16 protein-coding genes are annotated in these 15,298 nt (G+C 58.9%); 10 read left to right on the top strand and 6 right to left on the bottom strand.

Annotated features, from left to right (window positions below; all coding sequences use genetic code 11):
* Position 1: 1 nt before the first annotated feature.
* Genes coaE through PB2503_RS03920 form a run of 4 tightly spaced genes read right to left on the bottom strand, consistent with a single transcriptional unit; the run spans position 2 to position 2,884 of the window.
* Entirely contained in the window at positions 2–613 is a 612-nt protein-coding gene (gene coaE, locus PB2503_RS03905; protein WP_013299923.1) for a dephospho-CoA kinase, read from the bottom strand.
* A complete protein-coding gene (locus tag PB2503_RS03910) occupies positions 610–1,431 on the bottom strand; it encodes a shikimate dehydrogenase family protein (RefSeq protein ID WP_013299924.1) in 822 nt (273 codons plus the stop codon). Before PB2503_RS03910 ends, coaE begins: the two co-directional genes overlap by 4 nt.
* Positions 1,425–2,018: a Maf family protein gene (locus PB2503_RS03915; protein WP_013299925.1), complete on the bottom strand. Its 594-nt coding sequence runs from the start codon at positions 2,016–2,018 to the stop codon at positions 1,425–1,427. The genes PB2503_RS03910 and PB2503_RS03915 overlap by 7 nt, the downstream gene beginning before the upstream one ends.
* The gene (locus tag PB2503_RS03920) at positions 2,015–2,884 is read right to left on the bottom strand and encodes a pyruvate, water dikinase regulatory protein (RefSeq protein WP_013299926.1); all 870 of its coding nucleotides are present in this window, start codon (positions 2,882–2,884) and stop codon (positions 2,015–2,017) included. Before PB2503_RS03920 ends, PB2503_RS03915 begins: the two co-directional genes overlap by 4 nt.
* Positions 2,885–3,236: 352 nt before the next feature.
* Between PB2503_RS03920 and hemE the strand changes: the two genes are divergently transcribed.
* From hemE to PB2503_RS03940, 4 genes are all read left to right on the top strand, one after another.
* The gene (gene hemE / locus PB2503_RS03925; protein WP_013299927.1) at positions 3,237–4,259 is read left to right on the top strand and encodes a uroporphyrinogen decarboxylase; all 1,023 of its coding nucleotides are present in this window, start codon (positions 3,237–3,239) and stop codon (positions 4,257–4,259) included.
* Positions 4,260–4,268: 9 nt separating this feature from the next.
* On the top strand, positions 4,269–4,709 hold the full coding sequence (gene hemJ, locus PB2503_RS03930) for a protoporphyrinogen oxidase HemJ (protein ID WP_013299928.1): 441 nt from the start codon (positions 4,269–4,271) through the stop codon (positions 4,707–4,709).
* A 154-nt stretch (positions 4,710–4,863) separates the two neighbouring features.
* Positions 4,864–6,183 carry a transcription termination factor Rho gene (gene rho, locus PB2503_RS03935; protein WP_013299929.1) on the top strand — a complete coding sequence of 440 codons (1,320 nt, stop codon included), beginning with the start codon at positions 4,864–4,866 and terminating at the stop codon, positions 6,181–6,183.
* A gap of 224 nt (positions 6,184–6,407) precedes the next feature.
* A complete protein-coding gene (locus PB2503_RS03940) occupies positions 6,408–7,718 on the top strand; it encodes a DUF1254 domain-containing protein (RefSeq protein ID WP_158305819.1) in 1,311 nt (436 codons plus the stop codon).
* Positions 7,719–7,834: 116 nt separating this feature from the next.
* Here the strand turns inward: PB2503_RS03940 and PB2503_RS13785 are convergent, their stop codons facing one another.
* Positions 7,835–8,479, bottom strand: coding sequence for a TetR family transcriptional regulator (locus PB2503_RS13785; protein WP_083810963.1), 645 nt, complete (start codon positions 8,477–8,479; stop codon positions 7,835–7,837).
* 11 nt (positions 8,480–8,490) lie between these two features.
* Positions 8,491–9,438 carry a glycerophosphodiester phosphodiesterase family protein gene (locus PB2503_RS03950; RefSeq protein WP_013299932.1) on the bottom strand — a complete coding sequence of 316 codons (948 nt, stop codon included), beginning with the start codon at positions 9,436–9,438 and terminating at the stop codon, positions 8,491–8,493.
* A gap of 51 nt (positions 9,439–9,489) precedes the next feature.
* On the opposite strand from PB2503_RS03950, the gene PB2503_RS03955 reads away from it, so the two are divergent.
* Genes PB2503_RS03955 through PB2503_RS03980 form a run of 6 tightly spaced genes read left to right on the top strand, consistent with a single transcriptional unit; the run spans position 9,490 to position 15,296 of the window.
* Complete coding sequence (locus PB2503_RS03955) at positions 9,490–9,750, top strand: DUF6489 family protein (RefSeq protein ID WP_013299933.1); 261 nt, start codon at positions 9,490–9,492, stop codon at positions 9,748–9,750.
* On the top strand, positions 9,747–11,045 hold the full coding sequence (gene mnmE / locus PB2503_RS03960; protein ID WP_041534883.1) for a tRNA uridine-5-carboxymethylaminomethyl(34) synthesis GTPase MnmE: 1,299 nt from the start codon (positions 9,747–9,749) through the stop codon (positions 11,043–11,045). The genes PB2503_RS03955 and mnmE overlap by 4 nt, the downstream gene beginning before the upstream one ends.
* A 52-nt stretch (positions 11,046–11,097) precedes the next feature.
* On the top strand, positions 11,098–12,969 hold the full coding sequence (gene mnmG, locus PB2503_RS03965) for a tRNA uridine-5-carboxymethylaminomethyl(34) synthesis enzyme MnmG (RefSeq protein ID WP_013299935.1): 1,872 nt from the start codon (positions 11,098–11,100) through the stop codon (positions 12,967–12,969).
* Positions 12,962–13,609 (top strand): 16S rRNA (guanine(527)-N(7))-methyltransferase RsmG, encoded by a 648-nt coding sequence (gene rsmG / locus PB2503_RS03970; protein ID WP_013299936.1) that lies wholly within the window; start codon positions 12,962–12,964, stop codon positions 13,607–13,609. The genes mnmG and rsmG overlap by 8 nt, the downstream gene beginning before the upstream one ends.
* Positions 13,606–14,397, top strand: coding sequence for a ParA family protein (locus tag PB2503_RS03975; protein ID WP_041534884.1), 792 nt, complete (start codon positions 13,606–13,608; stop codon positions 14,395–14,397). The genes rsmG and PB2503_RS03975 overlap by 4 nt, the downstream gene beginning before the upstream one ends.
* Positions 14,397–15,296 carry a ParB/RepB/Spo0J family partition protein gene (locus tag PB2503_RS03980; protein ID WP_013299938.1) on the top strand — a complete coding sequence of 300 codons (900 nt, stop codon included), beginning with the start codon at positions 14,397–14,399 and terminating at the stop codon, positions 15,294–15,296. Before PB2503_RS03975 ends, PB2503_RS03980 begins: the two co-directional genes overlap by 1 nt.
* Positions 15,297–15,298: the final 2 nt, after the last annotated feature.

Here is a 15,298-nt window from a genome sequence, read left to right on the forward strand (position 1 = left end):
GTTACCGTGATTCGTCAGCCGCGCGGGCGCGCAGGCGGGACACGATCGTGTCGACCACCGCCCGTGCCGCGTCGAGCCCCTCCCCCGTTGGGACAATCACCTCCGCGAGGGCGCGCTTTTCGGCCTCCGGCGTTTGACGCGCAACGATGCTCTCATATTTTTCCACGGTCATGCCGGGGCGCGCCAGGACCCGCGTCCGCCGGACCTCCTCCGGCGCTGAGCACACCACGACCATGTCGAACGCGTCTTGAACGCCATTCTCGAACAGTAAGGGGATATCGAAGACGACGGCCTCGTGACCTTCGGCCTCGGCACGGTCAGCAAAGCGCTGGCGGTCCATCGCGACAAGCGGGTGAACAATCGCCTCAAGCTGCGCAAGCTTCTCGCGATCGCCGAGGACAAATTGGGACAGACGCTGGCGATCGACACCCGTTGCCGATGATCCGGCCTCCGGAAAGGCCTCAAGCACCGGGTCCACCGCCGCACCGCCTGGGGCATAGAGCCGGTGCACTGCCGCATCGGCATCCCAGACAGGAAGACCCGCGGCCTTAAACATATCGGCGGTGGTGCTCTTCCCCATGCCGATCCCCCCGGTCAGGCCGATCCGTTTCACGCGCCCGTCCTCTCTTCGAGATAGGCCAGCGCCTCTTCGGCATCGTCAGGTCGGGGTCCGAACCATGCGGCGAAGGCCGGGATGGCCTGATGAACCAGCATTGAGAGCCCATTGGCGACGGGTAGGCCTCGCGCCTCTGCCGCGCGTAACAAGGGGGTTCTCGCCGGCGTGGTCACGATGTCGATGACCGTGGCTGTTTTGGGCAGACTGTCGACCTCGATATCGAGGGGCGGTTGCCCCTTCATGCCCGCAGCCGTGCTATTCACCAGAAGATCGACCGCCTCCAGCGAGGAGCGCGCTGCCCAATCGATTATTTCTATATCGAACCGATCTGCAATAAGTCGGGCCTTCTCCGGGGATCTATTTGTGATCTCCACCCGCTTATAGCCGAGGCTCTTGAGCGCCCATACTATAGCGGGCGCCGCCCCTCCCGCGCCGATCACGCGGGCACATTGCCGGCTTGTCCCAAGCGGCAGTGCCGCAGCGGCGGCGGCAAACCCAACCCCATCGGTGTTATCCGCAAGCAAGCCCGTCGGCGTCCGGACAAGAAGGTTCGCAGCCCCGATGGCCATCGCCGCCTCACTCCGTCGATCGGCAATGGCCAGGGCCTCTCCCTTGAAGGGGATCGTCACCGAACAGCCGACAAAGTCATGATCGGCCATACCGGCAACCCATGCCCGAAACCCCTCAGGGGACTGGCCATCCACAGCCTCGAACGTTGCCTCGATCCCATAATTGGCGATCCACCGTCGATGAAGACGCGGCGACAGACTTTGCTGGATCGGATGGCCGATGACCGCGGCCCGCAGCGTCACCATGGCAGGATCTCCCGCTCTCTCAGAAAGGCCATCAGAGGAAAGAGCGACAGCCCCAGGATGGTGAAGTAATCCCCCTCGACACTGTCAAATAGACGGACGCCTTCGGCCTCTAATTCATAGCCGCCAACGGTGTTGAGGATACGCGGACCGACACAGTCGAGATAGGCCTCCACCCCCGCCACGGTCACGGGGCGCATGGTGAGCCGGGCGACATCGCGGTACCGCCAGATGATGCCCCCCCCCTGCGCGACCACCAAACCACTGCGCAGATAATGGGTGTGACCGGCCATCCTTAATAGGCGGGCCTTCGCCTCCGGCATATCCACCGGTTTATCGTATAAATGCCCTTCAAATTCGAGCACCTGATCGCAGCCGATGACGATCTTTTGTTCCGGCACGGACAGGGCCAACGCCTTAGCTTCGGCGAGGATCAGCGCAATCTCCCCCGGGCTTTGCCCTGCCGCCCGTTCACGCGACTTGATCGCCCCCTCATCGACATCGCTGGGCTGAGCAATGAACGGGATACCGGCGCCCCGAAGGATCGCTTGGCGGGAGGCACTTTTGGACGCAAGGATAAGGTCGGTCATCCTTGTGTTACATCGCCCCCGCGGCGGGCAGACAAGAGGGTAAGAACCTTGGCCGCGGTTTCTTCGACGGACCGTCGCGTCACGTCGATGATCGGCCATCCCTGTTTGGCGAACATGCGCTTTGCCTTGGTGATCTCGTCCCGCACTCGATCCTCTTCGTAATAGGCATCCGCCGATTCTTCAGCCGTCAGATTATTGAGCCGGGTCTTGCGGATCTGGGACAATCGCAAGGGACTGGCGGTCAGCCCGACGATCAAGGGCTTGCGCAGCGTAAACAATTCCGGCGGCGGATCGCTTGTCGGCACAAGCGGGATATTCGCCGCCTTTACCCCGCGATGGGCGAGATACATGCAGGTCGGCGTTTTCGAGGTTCGACTGACCCCCACCAGGACGACATCGGCATTATCAAGGTCCCATGTCGATTGGCCGTCATCATGGGCGAGGGTGTAGTCCATCGCCGCAATACGCCGAAAATAATCGGCATCCAAACGGTGTTGAGCGCCGGTTTCCGTGGTCTGCTTGAGGTCGAGATAGTCTGTGAATGCGTTAAGGAGGGGGTCGAGCACCGGAATGGCCGGCACCTGCAATTCAGCACATTTCACTTCGAGCCGGCGTCGCAATTGACGATCAACGATCGTGTACATGACGAGGCCCGGCGCCTGTTCGATCCGGGTGAGAACCTTATCCAATTGGGCATTACTCCGCACCAGGGCGGCTACATGCTCCAGTGGTCGCGCGGTTTCGAACTGGGCCGATGTCGACTTCAGAAGCGTGCTGAGGGTTTCGCCGGTGGAGTCGGAGACAAGGTGGACGTGAAACCACGTTGTGGTGGGGTGGGGGAGGACGGGGTCAGGCCGCGCAGTCATACCCTGCTCCGTTGGTCAAGCCGCAATCGGCCATGAGTGAATAACACGTCCGCCCTCGCCATTGAGGGCGACGCTATAAACACATCCCCCCTTTTTTGCCAGCACGAGGCCGGTAATACCGCTGAGATTGCGATGTTCTGGAAAACCGGGAATCTCTTGCTGTGACGACTTTCGGCAGCGCCTGGTATGGCTGGCCGTCAAGGTTAACAAAAGATGAACGGGAAAAATTCTCAGATGTTGAAAAGAGGGCCGAAAAAGGCGGGGGAAACCCGCTTTTCCCCATATCCCCCATGCCTATGACTCCCTATCCCTTAATAGACTCTACGCATAATTATGAACGGGGAGCTGCAGGATGACCTTACTGACATCGGTTTTGCGAGGAACGGTTCAGGAGATTCCGCCCATCTGGTTCATGCGCCAGGCAGGCCGTTATCTTCCGGAATATCGTGACCTCAGGGCCAATGCCGGAGGGTTCCTCGATCTTTGTTATACGCCTGAAAAGGCGGCCAGGGTGACGCTTCAGCCGATTGATCGGTACGACCTCGATGCAGCCATTCTTTTCGCGGATATATTGTTGGTTCCGCAAGCCCTTGGGATGGACCTGTGGTTTGAACCGGGGGAGGGGCCGCGTCTGGCGCCAGCCCTTGCCGAAGGCGATGCCGCAGTTTTGTTCGAGCAACGCGATATTCACGACCGTCTTGGGCCGATCTATGAAACGGTCTCCCGCGTGCGGGCAGCCTTACCTCAGGAAAAAGCGCTCATCGGCTTTGCTGGCGCGCCCTGGACCGTGGCAACCTATATGCTGGCGGGGGGAAGTGTGAAAGATCCCGCCGGATTGAGAGCGGTCGTTTATGACGACAGAGAGCGATTTGCGGCGATCATCGATGTGCTGACCGACGCAACCATCGACTATCTGAAAAAGCAGGTCGATGCCGGCGCTGAGGTCATCCAACTCTTCGACAGCTGGGCCGGGGGTCTGCCTGAGGCGCTGTTCGATCAGTTTTGCGTGGCACCGGTGGCGCGTATTGCGGCGGCGTTGCGCGCACATGCCGATATCCCTGTCATTGGCTTTCCCCGCGGCAGTGGCCCACTCTACCGTAAGATTGCAGCCCTTCCCGACATTGCGGCGGTGTCGATTGATACCGGTATGCCTGCGGATTGGGCGGCGGAGGCCCTCTCACCCCTTGCCGTCGTGCAGGGGGGGCTTGATCCCCTGCTGATCGTCAAGGGCGGGACGGAGATGCTAAAAGCGGCCGATCAGTTAAGAGCGTCTTTTGAGGGACGGCCTTTCGTGTTCAATGTCGGTCATGGGCTTGTGCCGCAGACACCGCCTGAAAATGTGGCGGCGCTGGTCAACCATGTCCGCGGCCGCTAGCGGGGGCTTATGACCTCGTCCCTCTATCTGTGGATCAAAGTCCTCCACATTCTGAGCGTCGTCGCCTGGATGGCGGCCATGCTCTATCTGCCTCGTTTGTTCGTCTATCATCACCAAGCCGAAGCTGGGGGAGAGGCAGAGGGGTTTTTCGTCACGATGGAGCGTCGCCTTCTGAAAGGCATCATGACGCCGGCCATGATCGCCACCTGGCTTTTCGGCCTGGCGCTGATTGCCCTCGTGCCGTCCCTTGCCGCCACTGTTTGGTTCACGATCAAATTCATCGCGGTGCTGGCGATGTCGGGCCTTCATGGCTTCTACAGTGTCAGTCAGAGGGCATTTGAGGGCGGGCAGCGGCCCCGGTCGGAACGGTTCTGGCGGATCATCAACGAAGTGCCCTTTGCCCTGCTGGCGGTTATTGTGATCATGGTCATCGTCAAACCTTTTTTATGAGGAGTGGGGGAGGCGCCTTGTCTTGCCGGATTGACGCGAGGGCAAAGAAAAGGGCATAATATTAGGACGGCGTTTCTGCCGACCCCTTCCTTTCCCCCTTTGCGGTGTACGGTGGCCTTGGTTTCCGTATCGGTCCGCTTCCCACGGGTTCTCTATGCTGCCAGATCAAATCACCCTTGATGAAATCAAGGAAAAATCCCCTCAGGATCTTGTTTCCTTTGCTGAAGAGGTCGGCGTGGAGAATGCCTCCGCCCTCCGAAAGCAAGACCTCCTCTTTGCGATTCTCAAGGAATTGGCTGATGAGGATGTCGAAATCATCGGTTCTGGCGTGCTCGAAATCCTTGCCGATGGATTTGGCTTTCTGCGCTCCGCCGATGCCAATTATCTTGCTGGCCCGGATGACATTTATTGTTCCCCGCAGCAGATCCGCAAATTCACCCTTAAGACCGGGGATACGGTGACGGGGGAGATCCGAAGCCCAAAGGATGGTGAGCGGTATTTTGCACTGACTAAGGTCAACACGGTCAATTTCGAAACGCCGGAAAAAGCCCGGCATAAGGTCCATTTCGACAACCTTACACCGCTTTATCCCGAAGAGCGGCTGAAGATGGAGGTTGTGACCGATGAAGAACCCGGATCCCGTGGGCCGAATGGCCGCCTGAAAAAAGGGGAGAGTGGTCGAGATCTCTCCACCCGGGTGATCGATATCGTCGCGCCGCTCGGCAAGGGACAACGGGCCTTGATCGTTGCGCCGCCGCGTACCGGGAAGACCGTTCTTCTACAGAACATTGCCCATGCGATTACCTCTAATCATCCTGAATGTTATCTGATCGTCTTGCTTATCGACGAACGCCCAGAAGAGGTGACGGACATGCAGCGGTCGGTGAAGGGGGAGGTCGTCTCATCGACTTTCGATGAGCCTGCGTCACGCCATGTGGCCGTATCCGAAATGGTGATCGAAAAGGCCAAGCGGCTGGTGGAGCATGGACGGGATGTGGTGATCCTGCTCGATTCGATCACGCGCCTTGGCCGCGCCTATAATACCGTTGTTCCCAGTTCCGGCAAAGTGCTGACCGGCGGGGTCGATGCGAACGCCTTGCAACGACCCAAGCGATTTTTTGGTGCCGCGCGGAATATCGAAGAAGGCGGATCCCTGACGATCATTGCCACCGCCCTCATCGACACTGGCTCCCGCATGGACGAGGTGGTGTTCGAAGAATTCAAGGGCACAGGGAACAGTGAGATCGTGCTCGATCGCAAGGTCGCCGATAAACGTGTCTTCCCGGCCATCGATGTCGCCAAATCGGGGACACGGAAGGAAGATCTTCTGATTGAGAAAGGCGAGCTGGCCAAAATCTTTGTGCTGCGCCGCATTCTGTCGCCCATGAATGCAATGGATTCGATTGAGTTCCTGTTGGAGAAACTCCGGCAGGTGAAATCGAATCAGGATTTCTTCGATTCGATGAATACTTAACTGGACGACGGAAAAATCTGTCATGGCAAGCCATAGAGGCGCAGCACTCTTCGTGTGCGCTTTCTGACTTGTTTTGGCTAGATCCTTGCTGTACCCATTATCGAAATAAATGTCGGCAAAAAGTCGGCTAGATAAAGGGGAGTCCCATGCGTCTTTATATTCAATCTATAGGTGTGGCTGCAGCTTTCTTGACAGCGCAAGCCTGTGCGACCGGGGAGCCTCCGGTGCTGCCCGTCAAGACGAAGATTATCGGCGCAGGAGGATACATATATGGTTTCCCTGGCCTATTGATGGAAGAGACGGCGGTCAGAGCGACGACGGCGCCTTATCCTTGCGGCCTCGGCGCACCGATGAATACTTTCAAACAACTTTATGACCGTCCTGGCCCGGACTTCAGAGCTGTGGTTCGGCCGAATGTGGACACACTCTATTCCTCCGCCTTCCTTGATCTGTCCGAAGGGCCGGTCGTGCTTGACATCCCCAAGATCAAGGATCGCTTTTACCTCTTTGCGATGCTGGATGCCTGGTCGAATAATTTCGCAGGACCGGGCTCGGCAAGCACAGGCGGTAAAGCGGCGAAATACGTCATTGTCGGTCCGGATTGGGAGGGCGAGCTTCCAGCTAGAATGGAGCCGGTCTATGCCCCCACCAACCTTGTTTGGATCATCGGGCGGACGGAAGTCCGGGGCGGAAACGACATCAAAAAGGTCAATGCCCTGCAGCGGCGCTATCGGTTGACGCCCCTTACTGGGCATAAGTCACACGAGGATATTGGGGAATGTCAGCCGATTGAAGGGCAAACGTCCCCAGAAGACGTGATTAGGTCGCTCGATGCGACCACGTTTTTCAGCCGACTTGACAAGTATATTGAAGAGAATCCTCCGCAGACCGACGACGAAGATCGGTTGAAGAGTTTGATGCGGTTGGGCGTAGGAGATGGCGACGGCGCGCTTCATCCCAATTTGCGTCGGCGAGACCTAAAGGCTCTGAATGCGGGGATGGATCAAGCACAAGACTTCTTGGATTTCTCGTTCAAACTGCTCGGACGGACGAGCGTGTGGTCACCTGATCCGACAATGGTTAGCCTCGGCGAGTACGATACCAATTATCTCGTTCGCGCCGTGGTTTCACAGATCGGCTTTGGGGCCAACAAGAACATCTACGCGCTTTATCAAAATGCTCAGCGGGATGATGATGGCGATCCCTTGTCTGGCGACACATCGTATAAAATGGTGTACGAGAACGGGAATACCCCACCGGTGGAGGCATTCTGGTCCCTGACGGTTTATAACGACCAGGGGTTCCTGGTTGAGAATCCGCTGAATAAATATGCTGTTGGCAGCAATACAGGACTGGTCGCGGACGAAAATGGCACGATCACGGTCCATTTTGCAACGAAACAGCCTGAGGGCGTGCCGGAAGCGAATTGGCTCCCCGTTCCGGATGGACCGTTCGAAGTGACATTGAGAATGTATGAGCCCGATCAAGAGATCATAGATGCGGAGTGGACCGCTCCGCCGATCGTCAAAGAGTGATGATAAAGCGACGGCTAGAGACGTTCCAGGTCAATCAGCACCGTGGAACGTCCCTAGGTCTTTGTCTTATCGGATATTCTTTTCGCGAGGCCGGACTTACTTCGCGTGAAACTCCACTAAGATTTCATCCGTGAACTGAAATATTGGTCGATGAGCATTTCATGCAACCATCGGCCAATATCGAACGCAGGATCATCCTCGAACAATTGATTCTCGATCGGATTGAGCAGCCCGTTGCCGATCGCAGTGGCGAGCAATAGATGGATGCCGCGGCGCGCGAGAATGGTGGCCTCCTTCTCGTCATAGTCAAAGGCGACAATCTGAGAAGAGATGAGCTCTATAGTCCGGGCAAGTTGATTGCGAAGCGTTGCCGTCGGAATCGTCCTGTTCGACAAGATCGCCCAAGCAAATAGCTTTGAATACTGGCCCTCAGCGTAAAGAGAAAAGAGCTTTTTTGTCACCGAGTCCTGGTGCGGTCGGGGAAAGCTCTGATTCACGAGGGAGGCCACTTCATCGGTCAGCTTTTCGGCAATGTGGACGATCAGTGCCTCGTGCAGCGCATCGACCGTATTGAAGTGATGGAGAACGCTCGAATGTCCCATGCCGGCAGCTTTTGCGATCTCGACAAGCTTAAGAGCGTGGACACCGCGCTCTTTTAACAGGGATGTCGCGGAATCGAGAATTATCTCCCGTGCTTCTGCCGCAGGGAGGCGCCGACGCTTTTGCGGAGAGCTGGAGGGTTGAGACATAACTATTGACATTACTGTTGCTGTTACGGGCCCGAAACAGAATACCTACAGGGATGGGACGTTCCTGCAAGCCCTGCTGAAGTGAGAATTTCAAAGGCGGCTTCTGGCCTGTCAGTGGCAAGCAATTCAATGCCGCCTTCGGCCAATTCGGCGTATTTGTGATCGCTGCCAGATGCTGCCCATTGTCGGTCTAGAGATTGAGATCCCCCCAATGTGCCGAACACGGTTTCTATGCCACGATCGGCGAGGGCAGCATCGAGCGCGAATTGCGGCTCTTCTGTTCCCAGCCATATAAGGGTCCGATCTGGTCGGATCCCGGCAGTATGGACCTCATCTAATTCTTGTACGGAGGAAACAGGAACGGATATAACGCTGTTGGGAAGGCGTTGCGACATGGCCGCAGCAGCGTTGAGTGAATAGGCGATAAGGATGATCCTCTCTTCCGCATCGGCGTCTTTGACCACTCGCGCTACATCGTCATAGTCCGTACTTCTTTTTATATCGAGTTCCAGAACGGTTTTTCCCTCGGCCCATGCGAGGGCGTCGGTAAGCTTCACTAAGCCATGCGCAGTGACACCGCCCGAAGGGTCCTTGGTCGATAGGGTGCGAAGAGTGGACCAGGGTGTCTGTGCAGCAATACCGCGTCCCGTTGTCGTCCGTTCGAGCCGGTCATCATGGTGGAGAAATAGAACCCCATCTTCGCTAGTCGCAATATCGACTTCGAGAAAGGCGCCAGTCTTGTCATAGCTGTGCTGCATGGCGGCGAGCGTGTTTTCGGGACGGCCCGGGCCTGGCCCCGCGCGATGGGCGGCGAGATGCATGCGTCCTTCGGTTCTTAGACAATCGAGATAGGCAGGCAGGGAGAGCGGGGCGGCGGTGTGCTGGTCTTCCTCAACAAAAGTCTGCGGCGTTCTTTCTTCAGCATTACACGCAAAAAGGGCAAAAAGCCCGAGAAAAGCCAGAATGCGCATTGGAGTCCCCCCTTGGTCCTGTGATAGAGCGTTACAGGAGAAGGATTTATCATGAAACTGACGATCAATGTCGATTGCACGCCGGAGGAGGCGAGGACCTTTTTTGGTCTCCCCGATGTGGCGCCGGTGAATGAGATGATCGTCACCGCGATGCTGGAGCGAACCCAGGACAATATCGATACGCTGAGTGACCCTAAAATATTTTGGGAGCGGGCGATGGCGGCCAGCGGTTCAAGCGTCGAAGCGTTTCAGAAGCTCTTTGCGGCTGGGCTTGCAGCGGCGAATCAGACCGGCGGATCCAATAAGGGGTGAGCGAGACCATCTTCGCCCTCTCATCGGGTATGGGGAAAGCGGGGATTGCTGTTTGGCGGCTTTCGGGTCCGGCAAGTGGTGAGATCCTGGATCGGCTCTCAGGGGGAAGGCCACGTCCTCAAGCGCGGCGTGCAACCCATCGCTATCTTGTGACCCCGGAGGGAGCGCTGTTGGATGATGGACTGGTCCTGTGGTTTCCGGGTCCAGCATCAGCCACTGGCGAGGATATGGTTGAGCTGCATTTGCATGGCAGTCTCGCCGTCGCCCGCGCCCTGCCACCTATATTGTCGAATTTGGGTGCGCGTGCGGCCATGCCCGGCGAATTCACGCTTCGGGGATTTCACCATGGAAAAATGAGCTTGTTGGCGGTCGAGGGTCTGGCGGCCCTGCTGGATAGCGAGACGGAAGCGCAACGGCGGCAAGCGATGCGCACCCTTTCCGGTGAAGGGAGCGCTCAGGTGGCGCGCTGGCGGGCACATTTGCTACGCGCGCGGGCTGTCCTCGAATCGGCGATCGATTTCCCGGACGAGGAGGATATTCCAGCGCAAATTGCCGAGGAGGTGCGACCCGCCTTGGTCGCCCTATATGGGGAATTGCAGACGGCCCTTGCTGAGGCGAAGGATGCTCGGCGGCTGCGCGAAGGAATCGAAGTGGCCATTATCGGTCCGCCAAATGCCGGGAAATCGACTCTCCTGAACGCGCTGTTGAAGGAAGACCGGGCGTTGGTCTCTTCTCTGCCGGGAACCACCCGTGACATTGTCTCTGCGCGGCTAGAGATTGGGGGGCGTGTTGTCGAGATTCTCGATACGGCGGGGATCAGGGAGGCAACGACCGACGACATCGAACGCGCGGGGGTAGAGCGCAGTCGAGACGCGGCCGCGCGGGCGGATTTGGTGATTGCGTGTTCGCCGGCGGGCGCACCGCCTCCAGCCATCGATACAGACGCACAAATCCTGGCCGTCGCCACAAAAGCGGACGAGGGCCGCGCGGCTTCAGATCCTCGCCTTGCCATTTCCGTGCATAGCGGGGCCAATTGGGATCGCTTTTTGACGGCATTTACGGAGGCTGTTCTCGCCTTGGGGGGAGGGGGTCTCTTCGCCTATGAGCGGCAGCGCCTTCTTATCGGGGAGGCGGCGACCGCCGTTGAGCGCATCTTGGCGGCTGACCTCGCTGACCCGGAACTCCTGGCCGAACAGGTTCGGGCTATAGGGCACACGCTGGATGCCTTGACGGGGAAGATCGGCACCGAAGACATTTTGGGCGAGATTTTTTCCGCCTTCTGCATCGGTAAATAGTTCCACGTGAAACAGGGATAGCAAAGCGCTGCTTTTTCGCTATCTGAGGCCCATGAAATCCTGCGTAGATTATGACGTCATCGTCGTTGGCGGCGGCCATGCCGGCACGGAAGCGGCCGCAGCCGCGGCGCGCTCTGGCGCCCAAACAGCGCTCATCACCCATAAGGCCGCCTCGATTGGCGAGATGTCCTGCAATCCCGCCATAGGCGGTCTTGGGAAAGGCCATTTGGTGCGGGAGATCGACGCCCTCGATGGGCTTATGGGCCGGGCGGCGGACCGGGGGGGCATTCAGTTTCGCATGCTCAATCGGTCGAAGGGTCCAGCGGTTCGTGGACCCCGCACCCAAGCGGATCGGTTTCATTATCGTACCGCGGTGCAAGACCTGCTGGCTGAACTTGAGGACATCTCCCTCATTGAGGCTGAAGTGGCCGACCTTATCGTGTCGAATGGGCACGTCATGGGGGTGGTGCTGAGCGACGGTCGGGAGGTCAGCGCGACCAGCGTTGTCTTGACCACGGGCACGTTCTTGCGGGGCGTTATTCATCGGGGGACCGAGCGTATTCCGGCGGGGCGATACGGCGATCAGGCGGCAACGGCCCTGGGTGAACGACTTGAGGCACTGGCGCTGCCCCTCGGCCGGTTGAAGACGGGGACGCCGGCGCGCCTGGTCAAAACCTCAATCGACTGGTCAAGGCTTGAGACGCAAGAGGCCGATGAGGCCCCTGTCCCCTTTTCCTTTCTGACGGAGACGCTCCCCCTGCCGCAGATTGCGTGTGGGATCACCGCGACTACAGCGGAAACACACCGGATCATTGCCGATAATCTGCACCAATCGGCGGTCTATAGCGGGGCGATTGGATCGAAGGGGCCACGATATTGCCCCTCGATCGAAGACAAGATTGTCCGCTTTCCCGATCGATCGAGCCATCAGATCTTTTTGGAACCCGAAGGTCTGGACGAGCCATGGGTGTATCCGAATGGCATTTCGACCTCTCTCCCCGACCAGGTGCAGGAGGCGCTGATCAGGAGCATCCCTGGCCTTGAGGGGGCGGAGATCGCCCGTTACGGCTATGCCATTGAATATGATTATGTCGACCCGCGGGCTCTTTCCCATTCCCTCGAACTTCGGGCGCTTCCTGGTCTCTTTCTGGCTGGGCAAATTAACGGCACGACCGGCTATGAAGAGGCGGGGGCTCAAGGGTTGATCGCGGGGCTCAATGCGAGTCGGCGGGCGCGGGGATTGTCGCCGGTCTGGCTGGAGCGTCGGGAGGCCTATATCGGTGTCCTGATCGACGATCTTGTGACGCATGGGGTGACCGAACCCTATCGGATGTTTACCTCGCGGGCTGAATATCGCTTGAGTTTGCGGGCCGATAACGCCGATCTGCGTCTGACACCTCGGGGGCAGACTTGGGATCTTGTCGGCCCAGCGCGTCGTGAGATGTTTCACATGAAACAGGAGCGGGTCGCCAGGGCGCGCTCAATCCTGACGGAGACGAGCGTCACGCCCCAGGAAGCCGAAGAAGCGGGCATTTCGGTCAATAAAGATGGACGCCGACGTCGTCTCCTGGATCTATTGGCGCTGCCAATTGTTGAGTTTGAACAGCTCTCGTCTCTTCACCCCGATATTCCGTCGATTGGCGCCGACCTCAGGCCCATTTTGGAAGCTGACGCGCTTTATTCCGGCTATCTCGATCGACAGGAAGCGGAGATTGTAGCGCTCAAAAAGGAAGAGGACACGGTGATCCCCGCCGATTTCCGCTATGACCTCGTGCCTGGGCTGTCAGCAGAATTACGGGAAAAGCTCGACCGGATCCGGCCGCATCATCTTGGTCAAGCCGCGCGCATTGAGGGGGTCACCCCCGCGGCGCTCGCGCTCTTATTGGTCACTCTCAAGGGGCGTCCCGCCACGCGCTATGGATAAACCGCTCCTCTGTCCGGCGGGGCTTGAGGACCTCGTCGACGCCTTTGATCTCGATGACGCGACGGCGGCGCTGATTGCCGCGTATGATTCGCATCTTCTTGAAGTCTCCGCGCATACGAATTTGCTCGCCAGAAGCTCCCTCGCCGATCGATGGGCGCGGCATTATGCGGACTCGCTGCAATTGGCGCGGTTCATCCCGGATCATGCGTCGAGCTATCTCGATCTTGGCAGTGGTGCAGGGTTCCCAGGGCTCCTCCTCGCCATTGTGCATCGTCACCGCCCATGCCGGGTGACCTTGTGCGACAGCGTCGGCAAAAAAGCGCGATTTCTGAAAGAAACCGCGGAGGCGCTTGGCCTTGATATCACCGTTGAGGCGCGCCGCGCGGAAGCCCTAGCGGCGGCAGGCGACCGATTTGAGGTCATTACCGCCCGGGCCGTGACCGCCCTTGATAAGCTATTGGGCCTATGCGCGCCGCTTCTCCCCAAAGACGGAATTTTGATTGCTCCAAAGGGCGAACGCGCCGAAAAGGAGCGTGATGAAGCAGAGAAGCGTTGGACGTTTTCTGCTGATCTCCACGCCAGCCAAACCCACCCTGGCGCTCGGATTTTTGTTATTCGCCAAGTAAGGCCGCGCCCGTGACACGACGTGCTCCCCGTATTCTCGCCATTGCCAATCAAAAGGGTGGGGTGGGAAAAACGACGACGACCATCAATCTGGGAACCGCCCTGGCGGCTGTCGGAGAGAAGGTCTTGCTCATCGATCTTGACCCCCAGGGGAACGCCTCCACGGGGCTCGGGATTGGGCCGGCGCTGCGCGAGCAGACCACCTATGATGTGCTGATGGAGCGGGTGGACCTCGCACAGATCGCGCATAAGAGCATTGTGCCCAATCTCACCGTTGCTCCGGCGGGTATGGATCTTGCCGGCGCTGAGGTCGAGCTGATCGAAACGCCGCGTCGCCATTATCGGCTGGCGAATGCGATCGAGAAGGCCGTAGAGCAAGATCCCGCCCTCACTTACATCCTGGTGGATTGCCCCCCGTCCCTAGGCCTGTTGACGGTGAACGCGATGGCGGCCGCCCATGCCGTGATGATCCCGCTTCAATGTGAGTTCTTCGCGCTTGAGGGCTTGGCGCAGATCATGCGGACTATCAGCCAGGTGCGGACCCGCCTCAATCCGCACCTTGAGCTGCAAGGGGTGATCCTGACCATGTATGACAAGCGCAACAATCTCTCTCGCGAGGTTGAGGCGAATGTGCGCGAAAATCTGGGAGAGAAAGTCTACAAGACCGCGATTCCCCGGAATGTCCGGATTTCCGAGGCGCCGTCCCACGGCAAGCCCGCCCTTCTCTACGATCTCAAATGCCCTGGCAGTCAGGCCTATGTTCGCCTGGCGACCGAAGTGATCCACCGCGAAAGGGCCGCATAATGGCACGTAAAGGACTGGGCCGTGGCCTTGAAACCATTCTTGGTGATGAGCGGCAAGAGTCTACGGGTCCGGGTGAGGGCGGGGTCGCCCTGATCCCAGTCACCGATATTGCGCCTGACCCCTATCAGCCGCGAAAGCGCTTCGATGACGAGGCGCTAGAGGAATTGGCCGCGTCGATCCGAACGCGCGGTGTCCTCCAACCCATCCTCGTTCGGCCGACACCGGGGGAGAAGGGCTATACCCTCATTGCGGGGGAACGTCGTTGGCGGGCCGCAGGGCGCGCGGGGCTCCATGAGATCCCGGCGCTCATCCGGGAACCGGCAGAGGGCGATGTCGCCGAGATGGCGCTGATCGAGAATGTTCAGCGGCAGGATTTGAACCCCATCGAAGAAGCCGATGCCTATGCCCGCTTGCGTGACAGCTATGGGCGAACGGCCAAGGATATTGCCGAGTCGATCGGGAAGAGCCGTCCTCATGTCGCCAATATGCTGCGCCTTACGGGCCTGCCCGACGATATAAAGGGGCTGGTCAGCGCAGGAGAGCTGACCATGGGGCACGCACGCGCGCTCCTATCGGCGGCGGCCCCGGCTGAGTTGGCAAAGCAGATCATCGAAGAGGGGTTGAGCGTGCGGGAGGCGGAGCGCCGTGCCGCAGGCAAGACGGCGTCGGGCGCGTCGTCCCACGCTCAACGCGGTGAGGGCGAGAATGGAAAAAAGGCGGCAAAGGCCTCGGGGCGGAAAGACGCGGACACGCGTTCCCTCGAAGAGGACCTGGCCGCAACGCTCGGGCTTGAGGTTTCGATCGACCACCACGGAAAAGGGGGTACACTGACGGTTAGCTACGGCGATCTCGACCAGCTCGATGATTTGTGCCGTCGACTTACCGGCAGTCGTGTCTAATC

Source organism: Parvularcula bermudensis HTCC2503 (genome assembly GCF_000152825.2).
Lineage (GTDB): Bacteria > Pseudomonadota > Alphaproteobacteria > Caulobacterales > Parvularculaceae > Parvularcula > Parvularcula bermudensis.